General features: G+C 42.1%; 14 protein-coding genes and 1 pseudogene. 6 read left to right on the forward strand and 9 right to left on the reverse strand.

The annotated features are described in order from the left end of the window. Positions 1-56: 56 nt before the first annotated feature. From ffh to B5X68_RS26105, 3 genes are all read left to right on the forward strand, one after another. Positions 57-1379, forward strand: coding sequence for a signal recognition particle protein (gene ffh, locus B5X68_RS26095; RefSeq protein ID WP_082217706.1), 1323 nt, complete (start codon positions 57-59; stop codon positions 1377-1379). A gap of 39 nt (positions 1380-1418) precedes the next feature. After that, positions 1419-1919, forward strand: a complete 501-nt coding sequence (locus B5X68_RS26100; RefSeq protein WP_229208576.1) for a hypothetical protein — start codon at positions 1419-1421, stop codon at positions 1917-1919. Between the two features lie 97 nt (positions 1920-2016). After that, positions 2017-3258 carry an alkaline phosphatase family protein gene (locus tag B5X68_RS26105; protein WP_082217707.1) on the forward strand — a complete coding sequence of 414 codons (1242 nt, stop codon included), beginning with the start codon at positions 2017-2019 and terminating at the stop codon, positions 3256-3258. 3 nt (positions 3259-3261) lie between these two features. Here B5X68_RS26105 and B5X68_RS26110 read toward each other — a convergent pair whose 3' ends face one another. Further along, complete coding sequence (locus B5X68_RS26110) at positions 3262-3930, reverse strand: hypothetical protein (RefSeq protein ID WP_082217708.1); 669 nt, start codon at positions 3928-3930, stop codon at positions 3262-3264. A gap of 102 nt (positions 3931-4032) precedes the next feature. On the opposite strand from B5X68_RS26110, the gene B5X68_RS26115 reads away from it, so the two are divergent. Further along, on the forward strand, positions 4033-5490 hold the full coding sequence (locus B5X68_RS26115) for an NADH-quinone oxidoreductase subunit N (RefSeq protein ID WP_082217728.1): 1458 nt from the start codon (positions 4033-4035) through the stop codon (positions 5488-5490). Positions 5491-5492: 2 nt separating this feature from the next. On the opposite strand, the gene B5X68_RS26120 is transcribed toward B5X68_RS26115, so the two are convergent. The 8 genes and pseudogenes from B5X68_RS26120 to B5X68_RS29510 form a co-directional block, all read right to left on the reverse strand. Beyond that, a complete protein-coding gene (locus B5X68_RS26120) occupies positions 5493-6353 on the reverse strand; it encodes a TraB/GumN family protein (protein WP_082217709.1) in 861 nt (286 codons plus the stop codon). Positions 6354-6366: 13 nt separating this feature from the next. Further along, positions 6367-7959 (reverse strand): M28 family peptidase, encoded by a 1593-nt coding sequence (locus B5X68_RS26125; RefSeq protein ID WP_082217710.1) that lies wholly within the window; start codon positions 7957-7959, stop codon positions 6367-6369. A gap of 213 nt (positions 7960-8172) precedes the next feature. After that, positions 8173-8397 (reverse strand): DUF2158 domain-containing protein, encoded by a 225-nt coding sequence (locus B5X68_RS26130; protein ID WP_082217711.1) that lies wholly within the window; start codon positions 8395-8397, stop codon positions 8173-8175. 30 nt (positions 8398-8427) lie between these two features. Next, positions 8428-9207: a hypothetical protein gene (locus tag B5X68_RS26135; protein ID WP_141110418.1), complete on the reverse strand. Its 780-nt coding sequence runs from the start codon at positions 9205-9207 to the stop codon at positions 8428-8430. Between the two features lie 141 nt (positions 9208-9348). Next, positions 9349-9693: a hypothetical protein gene (locus B5X68_RS26140; protein ID WP_082217713.1), complete on the reverse strand. Its 345-nt coding sequence runs from the start codon at positions 9691-9693 to the stop codon at positions 9349-9351. A 48-nt stretch (positions 9694-9741) separates the two neighbouring features. After that, a complete protein-coding gene (locus B5X68_RS26145; protein ID WP_082217714.1) occupies positions 9742-11697 on the reverse strand; it encodes a histidine kinase in 1956 nt (651 codons plus the stop codon). 165 nt (positions 11698-11862) lie between these two features. After that, positions 11863-12951, reverse strand: a complete 1089-nt coding sequence (locus B5X68_RS26150) for a ligand-binding sensor domain-containing protein (RefSeq protein ID WP_229208577.1) — start codon at positions 12949-12951, stop codon at positions 11863-11865. A 201-nt stretch (positions 12952-13152) separates the two neighbouring features. Continuing rightward, positions 13153-13302 (reverse strand): annotated as a pseudogene (locus B5X68_RS29510) (two-component regulator propeller domain-containing protein); the annotation flags it as partial. 577 nt (positions 13303-13879) lie between these two features. Here B5X68_RS29510 and B5X68_RS28715 point away from each other — a divergent pair. Together B5X68_RS28715 and tnpA are read left to right on the forward strand one after the other, a co-directional pair. Beyond that, the gene (locus B5X68_RS28715) at positions 13880-14476 is read left to right on the forward strand and encodes a hypothetical protein (protein ID WP_141110419.1); all 597 of its coding nucleotides are present in this window, start codon (positions 13880-13882) and stop codon (positions 14474-14476) included. 46 nt (positions 14477-14522) lie between these two features. Next, positions 14523-14774: IS66 family insertion sequence element accessory protein TnpA (tnpA, locus tag B5X68_RS26155; RefSeq protein ID WP_141110420.1), on the forward strand; the 252-nt coding region annotated here is incomplete at its 3' end.

The raw sequence follows: 14774 nt of genomic DNA on the forward strand, positions 1-14774 counted from the left end.
TATTTATACCTTTGTGTTTTATTTCAATTAAGGTTTAGAATCATACATATCATTCCATGTTTGAAAACTTACAGGACAAGCTAAATAACGCCTTTCGCACACTAAAAGGAAAGGATAGGATATCAGATATAAATGTTGCCGCAACTACGAAGGAAGTCCGCAAAGCACTTGTTGACGCCGACGTTAACTTCAAAGTTGCCAAGGAAATTACAGACCGGATCCGCGAAAAAGCGCTCGACAGGAAGATTCTGATCTCTGTTGAACCAGGCCAGATGTTTGTAAAAATCGTTCAGGAAGAGCTTACCGAGCTCATGGGCGGCCAGGCAGAAGGCATTAACATTAAGGGCGACCCGGCGGTGATCCTGATAGCGGGTCTGCAGGGTTCGGGTAAAACGACTTTCTCCGGAAAGCTGGCCACATTACTCAAAAAACAAGGCCGTCAGGTTTTGCTTACAGCTTGCGACGTTTATCGTCCTGCTGCGATTGACCAGTTGAAGGTGCTTGGAGAACAAGTAGGCGTTGAAGTTTATTCAGAGCCTGAAAATAAAAATGCCGTTGACATTGCGCGGAATGCAGTGGCATATGCAAGAAAAATTGGCAAGAAAGTTGTGATCGTCGATACGGCCGGACGTTTGGCTGTGGATGAGGTGATGATGCAGGAGGTTGAGGACATTAAATCCGCCGTTAAGCCTTCTGAAATCTTGTTCGTTGTGGATTCCATGACGGGTCAGGATGCGGTTAACACAGCCAAAACTTTCAATGAGCGCCTGAATTTTGATGGTGTTGTTTTGACCAAATTAGACGGTGATGCACGTGGTGGAGCGGCCCTTTCCATTCGTCAGATCGTTGACAAGCCTATCAAATATATTAGTACAGGCGAAAAAATGGAAGCGCTTGATTCCTTTTATCCTGACCGTATGGCGAGCAGGATCCTTGGGATGGGTGACGTTATTTCCCTTGTGGAACGCGCGCAACAAGCATTCGATGAAGACGAAGCCAAACGCATTAATGCCAAAATGCGTCAGAATAAGTTTGATTTCGACGACTTTCTAGGTCAGTTGCAACAAATTAAAAAGATGGGTAATGTGAAAGATCTGATTGGCATGATCCCTGGAATGGGCAACGCGATGAAGGATATGGACATTGATAACGAATCGTTCAAACCCATCGAAGCGATTATCCAGTCGATGACAAAAAAGGAACGCGAAAATCCTGATATGATTGATGGAAGCCGTAAAAAACGCATTGCAGCAGGAAGTGGCACTTCGATTTTGCAGGTCAACAATCTGATCAAGCAATTTGATGAAATGCGCAGGATGATGAAAAAAATGAACACAATGCAAGCAGCTGGTAAGCTGGGCAAAGCAATGCGCCGATAGTTTAAAACATTGCAAGTGTTACTTACTCATCCCTCGTTCATGAAACGTATCTTTTTCGCACTGACGTTAATTCTTTTGCTTAATCAACAAAAATTGAAGGCACAGGCGTCGGTAGGCTATTATCCCTGGAGCAGCTTGCTGACAATCAGCACTAATTCAAAAAAAGTGGTTTGGTTGGACACAAGGTTTCAGACTAATTCGCTTTTTAGCAGCCTGAGCGTGGATTTGCTGCCTATGATCAATTTGAAAAGAGGTGAAGTCGTGCAATGGTATTTGGGTGGCGGTTTGCGTTTGAACCCGCTTTACCGCATTGCAGACGCAGATGCAGACCTTATAACGATTGATGGTTACTCAGTTAATGTTGGCGTTCGTATTTCTCCTTTACCCAAAAACAGGCGTTTCCAGGTTGCATTGGAATTAAATCCTTATGTCAAAGATAAATTTGACAGCGGGGTTCTAAAAAGTCACTTCGGTCTGGTCTACATTTTTGGCAAAAGAAAAAAGGAAGCGCCCGTTCCCGAAACTCCGGCGAATCCATAAAATATAATCATTTCATAGCATAGCAATGCTCTCAAATCCGGCAATTTTGCTGTTAATTTGAGGGCATTTTTATTTCCGCTCATCCCAAACCTTATTCATGAAAAACGCCCTCCGTCTACTGATCTTACTAACGACCACTTGCTGTATACAATCTAATGTATCAGCACAGGCAAAAGTAAAAAAGACGCTTTTTGTAATCGTAGATGGCGTTTCCAGTGATAGCAAGGAAAAAACACCGACCCCAAACCTTGATCTGATTGCAAAAAAAGGCGGTTACACACGCGCTTATGTGGGCGGCGGAAAAGACACCTATTCACAAACGCCAACCATTTCGGCCGTTGGCTACAATAGCTTGTTAACAGGCACTTGGGTTAATAAGCACAATGTTTGGGACAATGATATCAAAGACCCGAACTATCATTACTGGACGATTTTCAGGTTTCTGGAAACCCAATATCCGCAAAAGAAAACCGCAATTTTTTCCACCTGGCTGGATAACCGCACCAAATTGGTTGGAGAAGGGCTTCCACAAACCAATAAGCTCCAACTGGACTATTCTTTCGATGGATTTGAGCTGGATACCATTCATTTTAAGCATGATAAGGATAAACAATACATTCACCAGATCGATGAAAAAGTAGTGGACGAGGCGGCTTCATACATTCAGCAAAATGGCCCGGATCTGTCCTGGGTTTACCTTGAATTTACAGATGACATGGGTCACAGATACGGTGATAGTGAGCAATTTACGAAGGCAATTCAGATCATGGACGATCAAATGGGCCGACTCTGGAAAGCAGTTTCAGTACGCGAAAAGGATTTTAATGAAGACTGGCTGGTAGTTATCACGACGGATCACGGACGAGATGCAAAAACAGGAAAAGGGCACGGCGGACAATCGGATCGCGAGCGTGGCACATGGATCGTGACCAATGCAAAAGACCTTAATCCAACATTTAAAGAAACGCCCGGCATTGTCGACATCATGCCCACAATTGCACGTCATCTCGACATCAACATTCCGAAAGAACAGGCCTTTGAAGTGGATGGAGTTGCTTTCACCGGAAAAATATCGCTCGCGAAACCCACACTAACGAAAGCACCAGGAAAGCTGAATGTTTCCTGGAAAGCGTTGGATAAGGCAGGGAAAGTGAAAATATGGCTCACCACAACCAATCATTTCGGGCAAGGTGAGCGTGATCTCTATCATTTGGTTGGCGAAGCGGATGCTGCCAATGAAAAAGCCGAAATAGATATCTCGCAATATCCTTCCGGCTTTTTTAAAGTTGTTGTTGAAGGTAAGTTCAACAGTGTCAATCAATGGGTTGTTGAAAAATAAACCTTAATTTCCTCCACGACCCGCTTTATAAGAATCATATTCCTCCAAAAGCGTCCGCAGATCATCGTCAGCCGCAAAGTCCAGCTGGGATTCCCTGATAACATAGTTCATTTTATTTTTCTCGTCCGTCAACAATTTCAAAAAGCTGTTTCTGTTGTTTAACTGAACGGGATTAAGCTTTTCATTTTTCATGATGTAAAGCTTGGCGTCTGGCTCTAATGTCCGCGTCGCACTTGCTTTCTCTACTTTAATGGGCGCAACATATTTTTTCAAGAGCTTTGTATTCCCATCATAAATAACCCTGTAAAAACTCTTATCCGTCTGTCCGCCAACCGCAGGATAGCCGTTTTTGAAAATATACAAGTCAGTGCCAGTTGGGATTGTAAACTCCTTAATGCCAGAAGAAGAAACTCTGTATAAACCGGAGTCGGCCATATATTCAACTTCATCTTTTTTAAGATCGTAACGAAGTTTGACGCCGTCGTGCACAATGTCATCATTTGTGCGAACAGTGCCCATATACCATTCCTTGAACAGGTAGGGCGAGCTCTCTCCGTCGGCCGCCGCCGTTTCTTTATACGGAGTTCCTGCTAATCCGGTCGAATCCTGCGCAATTGTTGTGTTACTCCAAAGAAAGAATGAGAGCAAAAAAAATCTTAGTACATATTTCATGATTAAGTTGGTTAATTTGATAAGTTCGAAGTCTGATAATGCGAGAATTTAGATTGCTGGCATCTTTCTGTACTTTTGCCAAAAAAATTGTACCCGCTCAAATTGGATATTAACGATCAGCTTATACATATACGCCGGAGCCTGGCAGGAATCACCCCCGAGATTTTTCTGGCATTGCTCTTTTGCTTTTTCCTTTTTGCGGAACTGGTATTTTTGCGCTGGCTTAAAAAAGAAAAAATCGCTTCCTATCTTCAGAACATAGCACTTGCAGGCAGCATTATTACATTTCTACTGATTCTTGGTCAATGGACCTCCGAGCCCGCGTTCCGTTTTCAGCCACTTTTATTCCTGGACAGGCAGGCCGTTTTCTTCAAGCTTATGATCACGCTTGCCTGGATATTTACGTTAATCCACGTTCGCGTACTGAAATACGATTTCCCGCCAGAATTCAATGCATTGCTGATTGCCGCCGTTGCAGGAATGAATCTGTTGACAATGTCGACACATTTGCTGACTATTTACCTTTCTTTGGAATTGATTTCGATCAGCTCCTATCTGCTCGTTGCAATGTCTCCATATAAAAAAGCGGCCGAAGGAGGCATCAAATATCTCCTTTTTGGTGCAGCGAGTTCAGCCGTAATGCTTTATGGGATTTCCTTGATTTATGGTTTGACAGGCACAATGGATATCACGAGCGAAGCGATGACAGCCGGATTAATGAATAATTCTTCGCTGGTGATAACGGTAACCATTGTACTGACGCTCGCCGGACTGCTTTTCAAGCTCTCGCTCGTCCCGTTTCACGTCTGGACGCCAGACATTTATGAGGCTGCCCCTACTCCACTCGTTTCATTTCTTTCTGTCGCGCCAAAAGCCGCAGTTGTTCTTGTGTTGATGCGTCTGGCAGGAATTTTGCCCGCTCAATATTTCCCGATTCTGGGCGGAATCGCATTAATCAGCATGACTGTTGGAAACCTCGCAGCCTTGCTGCAAACTAATGCAAGACGATTACTAGCCTATTCATCTATCGCGCAAGCTGGTTATTTGCTCGTCGGGATTGCTGCTTACAGCCGTTTTGGATTTGAATCGGCTGTTTTTTATACAGCCGCTTACCTGGTTATCAACCTCGCTGTTTTTTTCCTTATCGACCTGCTGCAGCCGGTATCCCACACAAATTTAACTTGCTTTGAGGGGTTAGGACGAAAAAATATGTGGATTTCCAGCATTCTGACCATTGTGATGATCGCATTGGCTGGCCTGCCGCCAACCGCAGGTTTTACCTCCAAACTATTGGTGTTTTCAGCGCTTTGGGAAAGCTATCATCAGCAGGCGTTCCCATGGATGTTGTGGCTGCTTATTGGAGGGATTTTAAATGCCGCAATTTCACTGGCTTATTATCTAAGAATCCCTTATTTGTTATTTTTCAAGGCCTTAGCCCAGAAAAAAGCACCATCGAATCAAAGCATCACCGGCAAGGTCATTGCCGGCGTGCTCGTTATCGTTATCTTTTTGTTGTTTTTCAATCCAACCCTGGTTACCAGATGGATCTCAGCATTCTAAGGTTATTTTATTGCCCTGACCTTAAATCCATCTTTTCTTAATAAGGCGATAACGCCCCGATCACCTCCCAAATGACCTGCTCCAACTGCAAAAAAAGTTGGTTTTTCAGTTGCAATTTTCCTGATCCTGGGCACCCACTTTTTATTTCTGGCAAAGAGCATAACTTCCTCATTGCCATCCATGCCATAATTACTGGCCATCATTAGATTATACAAATCATTGATTTTCTGGGACTTGTATAATGAAACAAGGTTACCAAATTCTTTTCGCGCCTGAGGAAGGCTGTCAATCATAGTAATGATCGTTTTGATCTGATCTTTGTATGGAATGGTGTCAAAAATGGCCATTTGCTCCTCCAACGTCTCAATTCCGATCACCTCGGATTTCTGTTTTGCAGCCAATTCAACCAGAGACATTTCGTAGGATTGCGGTTGGCAGGATAAGACTGCATTAAAAAGTGGCCCCATCAAAATAAATGGTTTGGCTTTTTCAAACATCGCGATTCCTACGCCAACAGAATCCTTGTAAAATTGACTCAACTTTGCATATTCCCGCTCAGTGACCAATTTTTTCAATTCATTACCATCCGACATGTTCATTGATTTCATCATTCCAGCCATCATGCCGGGATCATCCATATCAATTTCCAGAGCAACCTGCTGCGTGCGCGCCAACGTTGCTTTCAATGAGTCGCTCAGCGAAAAATCGGTAGGACAAATTAAATGGATGGTCCCAAACAAGTACGACGGCTTCGCTTGCCCGGGCGATGTTATTTCCCAAAGCAACGAATTTTCCACCGGTGCCTGGGCGCTGGAATATAAACATTGGACCAGCAGAGTAATGCTTAATAGTAACTTTTTCATGGCTTAATGGCTGTTACTCCTTATTGCTGTCAACTTCTATGCGCTCTTCACGATTAACCAACTCCCATGCAGTATGAAAGACCAGCTTTACGATCGGAGCTTGCTTGTCAAAAAGTATTTTTTCCACATCATCTCCCGGCTTGTGATAATCTTCGTGAACACCTGTAAAATAGAAAATCACAGGAACACCCATCTTTGCAAAATTATAATGGTCTGAACGGTAATAGAACCGGTTTGGATCCTTTGGATCATTGAATGTGTAGTCCAATTGATAATTAATGTATTTCTTATTTGCCTCCTCGCTGATTGCATGCAACTTAGAAGAAAGCTTGTCCGAACCGATTAAATAAACGTATTTCGGATCGTTCGCATGCGCCTGGTCCACGCGTCCGATCATATCAATGTTCAGATCGGCAATCGTGTTCTTCAACGGCAACAAAGGATTTTCAGAGTAATATTCCGAGCCAAAAAGCCCCTTTTCCTCACCGGTAACATTCAGGAATAAAATGCTTCTGCGTGGTCCCTTACCCTCTGCTTTTGCTTTGCTGAATGCCTCCGCAATTTCCAGCAGGGACACCGTTCCTGAACCATCGTCATCTGCCCCATTGTTAATTTCTCCGTTTTCCGAAATTCCAATGTGATCCAAATGCGCACTAATGACAAGAACCTCATCTTTTTTATCTGAACCTTCCATAAACGCCGCAACATTCTCGGTCTCGACCGTCTCGCTTTTACGTTCCGCTTTCACCGCCACGTTTCCAGTCATTTGCTTTGACAGCGGCTTACCCGACTTGTCGATAGACGCTCTTTCTTTCAGAAGTTTATTGGGAGAAGTGTTCAGGATTTGAGCAGCAATTCCAGGCGAAACAGCAAATGCGGCAACGCTGTTGGGTGTTTCCACAACCGGTTTTAATGTTGGCGCGCTGAAACGTCTGGCCATTACTGCACGTTGCCGGATTTCTTTATCCAAATCTTCACCTGTTTTTTCAGTAATAATAAAAACGTAGGTTGCGCCTCTGTCCAAAGCAACTCTCGCCTTTGCCTGCCAGGAAACCGGGCCGCTCCATTTGGTCTTTTCCGAGGTGCCGCTTACCAGATATTTGCCATCCGCGCTTCTGGGCTCTCCTTCGAACATAACGACGGCTTTACCTTTTACATCCAGATTATTGTAGTCTGTATAGCTCGGGTCATCAATTCCATAACCTACCAAAACCGCTTCCGAACTTGATTCCTGAGGAACATTCAAAAGTCCGTTGAGATAAAAATCTTTATTAAACTCATACTTTTTGCTACCCACCTTCACATAAACCTCGCCCCAGCTTCTTTTATAGAGGTTATATTTTTGCAAATAACTTTTAGAGCCATCAGAAGCCGTTGCAGCGGGTGTCAGGCCGTATTGCTTATAAAATCCTGAAACATATTCCGCTGCCTTTTTCTGCCCGGGCGAACCTGTGTCCCTTCCTTCGAGACTGTCTGAGGCAATAATTATCAAATGCTTTTTTAAATCAGCAGGTGTTATACTTTCGGCATATTTGGCAGCATCATCCTGCGCAAAAGCCAAAGTTGTGATTGACAGGAACATTCCTGCCAGCAAATTTTTGTTCATAAGAAATTATATAAAAATCAATTCTTACAAAGAAACTAAACACCCCCGCCATTGCAAAATTTGATTAGATCGGGTCAGCGCAATGATAGCCCGTTGTTCTGATAAATCAGCAAACCTGTTAAACGGATTGGGCATAAAAAAGCCCCGAAACAGCCTGACTCACTTCTATGTAAAGTCAGATGTCCGGGACTTTCGTTTTGCTGCAAACCTTACTTACTGGTTTTCAGACTTGCTCTTGACTGAAAATTTCAGCTCATTCTCAATTGTCGTCAGGCTAAGCTGGTTAAAATACTCGGAAACGGCATTCCCCTCTTCATTGAACCAAAAACACCTGTAAAAATTTTTTGAAGTCTGGTGAAACCCATCCACCGTCATCGAAGGGCTCCCTGATTTCAACCAGACTACATCGCCTATTTGGATATCTTCTTGTTGATTCATAGTTAAGTTTATTTAATGTTGAATCGATTATTAATCTAAGCCCATTACGCTACCATACACGATGGAACCGTTTTCAAGTATTGCATAAGCCCGATAATAGCGCTGGTGATAATTTAACGACTCAGGATCATCTATAATTAACGACTGTAATCCTTCTTTCGTAACTATCGACGAGAACGGAAGTTTTTTATCATGCTTTCCAATTACAGGCTCTACGCTAAAATCGGAATCGTTTTCCGATTCTTTAATATTTAATAAGATCCCGTACTCGCTAATCCTTATGTCGCCCAATTTTTCGAAGAAAACACGGTATTCTGTTATAGATCCATTCTTTAAGTATTCCCTGGTTTGAATTATTGCTTTTTCAAGCGGAACAGGTGAAATTTCCATTACATCTCCATAGGCCACAGAATTAACACCATAAGTTATGTAAGCTCTATAATAAATTGTCTTGTAACTACCTGGGAATGCCCCATCAATCTTAAATTTTTCACCTGTGCTAATTGGCATCGAAAAGACAACATTATTGTCAGCTATCGTAGGTGTGTTTGTGAACGGAGCGTTACTGTCAAACTCAACTGAAAAAGCTATCCCATATCCAGTAATATGAACATTGCCTAAACTTTCCACATTCAATTTATATCGATACTCACTCTCATTCTCAATAGAAAGTGCTACCGTCTGAACTTTGGGCGCCTCCACAGGAGTTTCCTGCTCCGGCTCCTCTGGCACATAGTGATCCTGGCAGGAAAAGGCGAAAAGAAACAAAGCTGCGAGCAGTGCTGAAAAATGAAGAGAAATACGTTTCATAACATGTTGTTTTAACGTTAGTATCGTGTTTGAACAACAATAATAGAGCACCGCATCATATTTTCATTCACATACATAGCTGCCATTGAATTAACGGCAATGCCAGAATTATTTATCGGTAAGTGGCGCTTATTGTAATAACTAGTCAATGCTCAAAAGTCGTATGAAAATTACTTTCCTGGAATTTTTGGGAAGAAATTTAACATGCATTTTATCCCCAACTTTCACTGAATGAATGATCGACTTTGGGAGGTCTGTTAAATCTGTTACGAAATTTCTTCCCAGAACCGGCTCCACCTGAATTTGAATTTTGTATCGCTTTTCTGCCGGACGACTTTCATCCTTTTCTATAAACAGGATTGTCGCCAGCGCCTCTTCCCCCCAGAGTTTGATTTTTGCTTTTCTGGCTAGTTGGAGGCTTCGTTGTAAACCCACATAAAAGTAAAATGTGGCTGTAATAAGAAAAATACCTATCCCTAATTCCATTAGTATGTGTATATCAAGTAAGTACAACATTGAAAAATAGATAACTGGTTACTTTAAATATGTGGACAGCCTTATTATCACTAATGTTCCGGCCGCCTCGCCATTCTCATGCATTTTGTCAACAAAATCAACTTCGGCAAAGTGGCCTTGCCTTGTCAGCACCGCCAGTCGGTCACTGGAAATTCCCAACCCTCTGGACACGTGGTGCCTGGATTTGCTGGTGAACGCTTTGATCTCAAAAGATTTTTTTCTTCCGATCCCATTGTCATCTATCCTGCATTCGAAAAGATCCTCATCGATCTTTTTAAACTCTATCAACAGTCTCCGCTCCAATTTTGAATGCATAAGTCCATGCCATAATGCATTTTCAACATAAGGCTGGATCAACATTGCAGGAACCAATATTTCCTCCTCTTCCAGTTCTTCGTCTACAATAATTTCATAAGTAAAGCTTCTCGAGAACCTCATTTCTTCCAATTGCAGATAGAGTTCCAGAACATGCCGCTCCTCTTCGATCGTCACCAGGTTTTTCCCTGAGTTATTGAGCAGTGTGCGAAATAATTTAGAAAAGAGATTTAGATAAATACTGGCCTCTTGAAATTTCTCAGTTACAATACATTCCTGAATGCTATTAAGACAGTTAAATACAAAATGAGGATTCATCTGAGCACGCAAAGCCATTAACTGACTCTCGGCAAGCATTTTATTGATCTCAAGCAATTCGATTTCTTTCTCTTTGGTAGCGGCCTGAGCAAGCGCTTCGGCAATTTTACCCGAGCTTATCGAGGCTATGATAGACAAAGCTTTCAAATGCTCTTCTTTGAAGTAATTCTTTTGCGTATGCTCCGAATCAATAACACCAATTACTTTCCCGTCATGTATGATAGGCACAGATAGTTCTGAGAACCGCCTTTCCTCACTAACCACATATCTTTCATCTTTTGAAGTGTCGGGAATAAGCAACTGCTTCCCAGTAACGGCAACTGTTCCAACGATGCCTCTGCCCATAGGAATTTCCGCTGAACCATCCGTCTCAAACGCCTTGGTGGCTTTGTTGCTGATTGCTGCTTTTTGTACGAGCACATTCTTTTTTTTGTCCATCAGGTACACCACACAGTCTTCGAAATCGAGCTGAGTAACACAATTACGGGCAATGTCCCAGCAAATCTCATTTACTGAATTTCCCCCGTAAACTGAATTAGCAAAATAATCAACGCTCGCGTCCATCATAAGCTTTCGTTTTTGCCTGAGAAATGCCTGGTATAGACTAATCAACAGAAAGCAGAACAAAACCGTCATACTTGCAATGAACCAGGATTCCTGCCACCAGGGAGGGTGAATATTGATCAATAATGTTCCGGCGACATTCATCCAATTCCCACGTTCATCCGTGCTTCTCACCTTAAACTTATATTCGCCCCAGGGAAGATTTTTATAAGACGCAACCAGTGAACGCCCTGCATTGATCCATTTTTGATCAAACCCTTCAAGAAAATAGCTGTACTGTAAAGTGGGTACATCGCGATGTTCAAGCGATGCGAATTGAAAGGTGAGATAGTCTTCATCATAAGATAAATTCAATTGTGGATTTTTCATAAAATCTTCTTTTTCATTCCCGAATATTTTGACAGAGGTGATATGCGGTGGTTTTTTCACTTTTAAAGCGGCAAACTTGGAGGGGTCCAAGGCAATAACATGATCTAACATTACTGCATAGACCTGTTTGTTGGCAATAAACAGGTCGTTCCAATAATCCTGTAGATTCTGTCCAAGGTCCACTTCTACCCTGGTTATGGCTTTCGATACAGGATTAAAAAAGAGAAGTCCCTCAATGCCAGAAACCCAAATGTTCTTCAAATGGTCAATCGCTATATTACTCAGATTGTCGTATGGCAGGCCGTTGCTGGTATTCAGGCTATCCGCTATATTAAAATGTTTATCAAGTTTAAGAACCCCTTTTTTCCAAACAGCCATCCAAACATTTTCTTCATCATCCTCTACCATTTGGTTAGCTGAGAAGTCCCGAAATTGGCTAAAATAGACTCGGGAAAATCTTTGTGATTTTGAATTAAATTCTAAAATACCATGTCCGCTTAATGCGAATAAGATATTACCATTACGCTTTACCAGATAACTATCGCTGTTAGCAAACTGAAATGCTCCATATCGCTAATTTAATCCATCAAACCGATCTATCAAATCTGTGAGCGGATTGTATCGGTACAAGGCATCATCCCGGATCTGAAACCAAATGTTTCCTGCCAGATCGCTGAAAATAAAGTTGGCTGGCTTTTTCTTAAAATCGAAAACGCCTTTCTTAAATGCTTCTAACCTATTGGTACCTGATATCAGATAATGAATCCCATCCAAGCCCGCAAACCACCAACGGCCCCCGGATTTCAGAGACATGAAAAATTTATTCTTAAGCAGATCTGGGCCATATGTTGAGACATACCGATGATAATTTCTCGTTTTCATATCGAATTTGACTATCCCATCCTCCTTTGCTGCCATAATTGTATCTCCATCGACAACTATTGAGTTGGAATGTGCAAATCCCGTATGCATAAAGTACTTAAAACTTGGCAAATGGTAGATTGCCTGGACTGGCGCATTTGCCTGGACTTTACTTATGCCGTTTAATGTCCCTAGCCATATATTTCCTTCGGCATCTTCAATAGCAGTCCAGAAGAATCCGTAGCCAATTGAATACTTACGGTTTTGACTATACGGAATCTTCCGGATAGGCTCACCCGGCTGTTTTAGATAAGCAGCAAATGCCCATGTTGAAATCCATACACGGTCTTTTTTGTCAATAAATATATAGTTGCATCCGTCGAATATCCTCTCTCCATCCAAATGATCGTATTTTGTTATTCGATTTGTGTTTTGATCCCAAAAATTTAGGGTCCTAGTTTTGCCGTTGGCGTACCATATATTAGATTTCCTGTCAACTGCAATGGCAGAAACTTCAGTATCGTTAAAAATGGGTATCTGATCCGGATTATTTAATCGATGATAGATGGCCTTGTTCCTGTAATCGATAAAACAAGGTTCATACCCGCCCACCCAGAAACCTTTCCTATTTGTATCCCACGTAAGGGTTACGGTATTAAATTGAACATTCCTTAAAATTTTTGCGCCTGCCATTTCAGTTTCAAGACTTGAGAGCTTGCCGTTTTGGTATATGTAAATGCCTGATTGTGTCACAAACCAAAGTCGGGAATTGTCATCCAGGTGAATGTTGTAAATCTCCATCTTTTCTAGTTTCGAAAAATAGTGGTCATATGTAAATGCTCCCTCCTTGCGGTTGAAAATCTTAATTCCCTGGGTCGTTGCGATGACCAACTCATGTTGATTCAAAGGTTGTATCGCGTTAATGTAAAGGTCTTTCGTGCCCGTTTCAGCTTTATATTGCCTGACGATAGCACCATCATACCGATTCAGTCCTTTAATGGTTCCGATCCACAAAAATCCCTCATTGTCTTTATAAAGGCACCTTATCACTTTGCTGCTCAGGCCGTCGCCGGCGCGCAGATTTTGAAATATAAACTGCCCATGCACCAGCGTAGGTAAAAGACATAGAAACAAGGCAACTCTGTACAACATTTCGCTCCTCAAAAACAGAATAAAGCATAAGTTCTGATTTTCGAAAGTAACACTGCAATCTATTTATTAAACGGCTGGCGCGAATTGGTAAAAGGAAAATGCCTCCAAAAAATTTGAATCCCCGCGACGAAGTTTATCGGGTTCAACATGCTTCGCAAGTAATAATCCTACACGTTGAGTATTAGTATTTACCGCTAATTCTCATTATGTAATTCTATATCGTAATCTGAACATTATCAGCCACTAACACCTCGATGTAAAGCAAACGAAGGAAATATTGCCGTTTATTCAATCATCCCCGCCCTTCAATCATCGCTTTCAATAAATCTAAAATATAGATTCCAAATTCGAGCCTTGATTTGACTCACCGGGTCGACGAACATTTTAATCACTTAATCCATCACTCCAATATGAAGACACACACATGACTAAATGCCATCCGCACAGCGCTTGCTCGCCACATCCGCAGCAAGCCCGAAAGATTACAACGCCTAACATTTACCTCCCTATTTAATTGATAACATGAAAACAAAGATTTTTTCCAGGCTACAAACCTGACACACTAAACAGTAATACAATGAAAAGATTAATTATTTACACACTGATATTTTTGATTGCGTGGACTTCGCATGTGCATGCGCAAACTTTTGAACCAACATATGGAACTCCGTGCTCAAGTTGCGTACCCGCATTATATGAACTTATAACCGGAGCACCAACGATATCCAATCCAACTGGAATTGGAGGAGATGCACAAAATCCTTGGTATGGCATAGTGGCGGCGCCACCGACAACCTTCGGGAATAATATGAGCCTGCCTCCAGCACAGCAAAAAAGCTTCATGACGCTTAAGAATGGTAATGGTAGTAATGATAAAGTTCGAGTAACCGTAAATGGATTTGTCCAAGGACAAAAGTACACTATGAATTATGCTCTGCTTCCTCTACGAACACTAACTTCTGGTTACGGATCGTCGGGAACAATTACTGTTTCATCACCAAACGGCTCGATTTTTGGATCCAGAACTACAAGTCTAGATGGCCTAAACAATAAGGCTTGGGTTTTAGAAACCTTATCATTTACTGCTTTAACTACAACACTTGTATTTACATTTAGCAGCACGACTGCAAATGGGAATAGCGGCTATGTCGGCTTTGACTGTAAGTGTCCCTAAATGACAGACAGTTTGAAATTAGAGAATATCACTTAATTTTAAACTGATGAAAAAGACGAGATTCACAGAAACCCAGATCGTTTCGATCCTCAAACAGCAGGAAACCGGCATCACTACTAAGGAGATTTGTCGGCAGCATGGCATTTCTGAGGCCACTTTTTATAACTGGAAAAGCCGGTATGGAGGAATGGAAGCATCTGACGTCAAACGGCTGAAAGATTTGGAGGAGGAAAATTCACGCCTGAAAAAGATGTTTGCCGACCTGAGCCTGGACAATCAAATTCTTAAAGAACTTTTC

The organism is Dyadobacter psychrophilus, from assembly GCF_900167945.1.
Classification (GTDB): Bacteria; Bacteroidota; Bacteroidia; order Cytophagales; family Spirosomataceae; genus Dyadobacter; species Dyadobacter psychrophilus.

Bases quoted from the DNA above. Each gene is read 5' to 3' on its own strand.
- B5X68_RS28715 (WP_141110419.1), top strand. From the start codon at position 13,880: ATGAAAAGATTAATTATTTACACACTGATATTTTTGATTGCGTGGACT.
- B5X68_RS26120 (WP_082217709.1), bottom strand. From the start codon at position 6,353: ATGAAAAAGTTACTATTAAGCATTACTCTGCTGGTCCAATGTTTATAT.
- B5X68_RS26150 (WP_229208577.1), bottom strand. From the start codon at position 12,951: ATGGAGATTTACAACATTCACCTGGATGACAATTCCCGACTTTGGTTT.
- B5X68_RS26135 (WP_141110418.1), bottom strand. From the start codon at position 9,207: ATGAAACGTATTTCTCTTCATTTTTCAGCACTGCTCGCAGCTTTGTTT.
- B5X68_RS26145 (WP_082217714.1), bottom strand. From the start codon at position 11,697: ATGGTAGAGGATGATGAAGAAAATGTTTGGATGGCTGTTTGGAAAAAA.
- B5X68_RS26125 (WP_082217710.1), bottom strand. From the start codon at position 7,959: ATGAACAAAAATTTGCTGGCAGGAATGTTCCTGTCAATCACAACTTTG.
- B5X68_RS26105 (WP_082217707.1), top strand. From the start codon at position 2,017: ATGAAAAACGCCCTCCGTCTACTGATCTTACTAACGACCACTTGCTGT.
- ffh (WP_082217706.1), top strand. From the start codon at position 57: ATGTTTGAAAACTTACAGGACAAGCTAAATAACGCCTTTCGCACACTA.
- B5X68_RS26110 (WP_082217708.1), bottom strand. From the start codon at position 3,930: ATGAAATATGTACTAAGATTTTTTTTGCTCTCATTCTTTCTTTGGAGT.
- B5X68_RS26100 (WP_229208576.1), top strand. From the start codon at position 1,419: ATGAAACGTATCTTTTTCGCACTGACGTTAATTCTTTTGCTTAATCAA.
- B5X68_RS26130 (WP_082217711.1), bottom strand. From the start codon at position 8,397: ATGAATCAACAAGAAGATATCCAAATAGGCGATGTAGTCTGGTTGAAA.
- B5X68_RS26140 (WP_082217713.1), bottom strand. From the start codon at position 9,693: ATGGAATTAGGGATAGGTATTTTTCTTATTACAGCCACATTTTACTTT.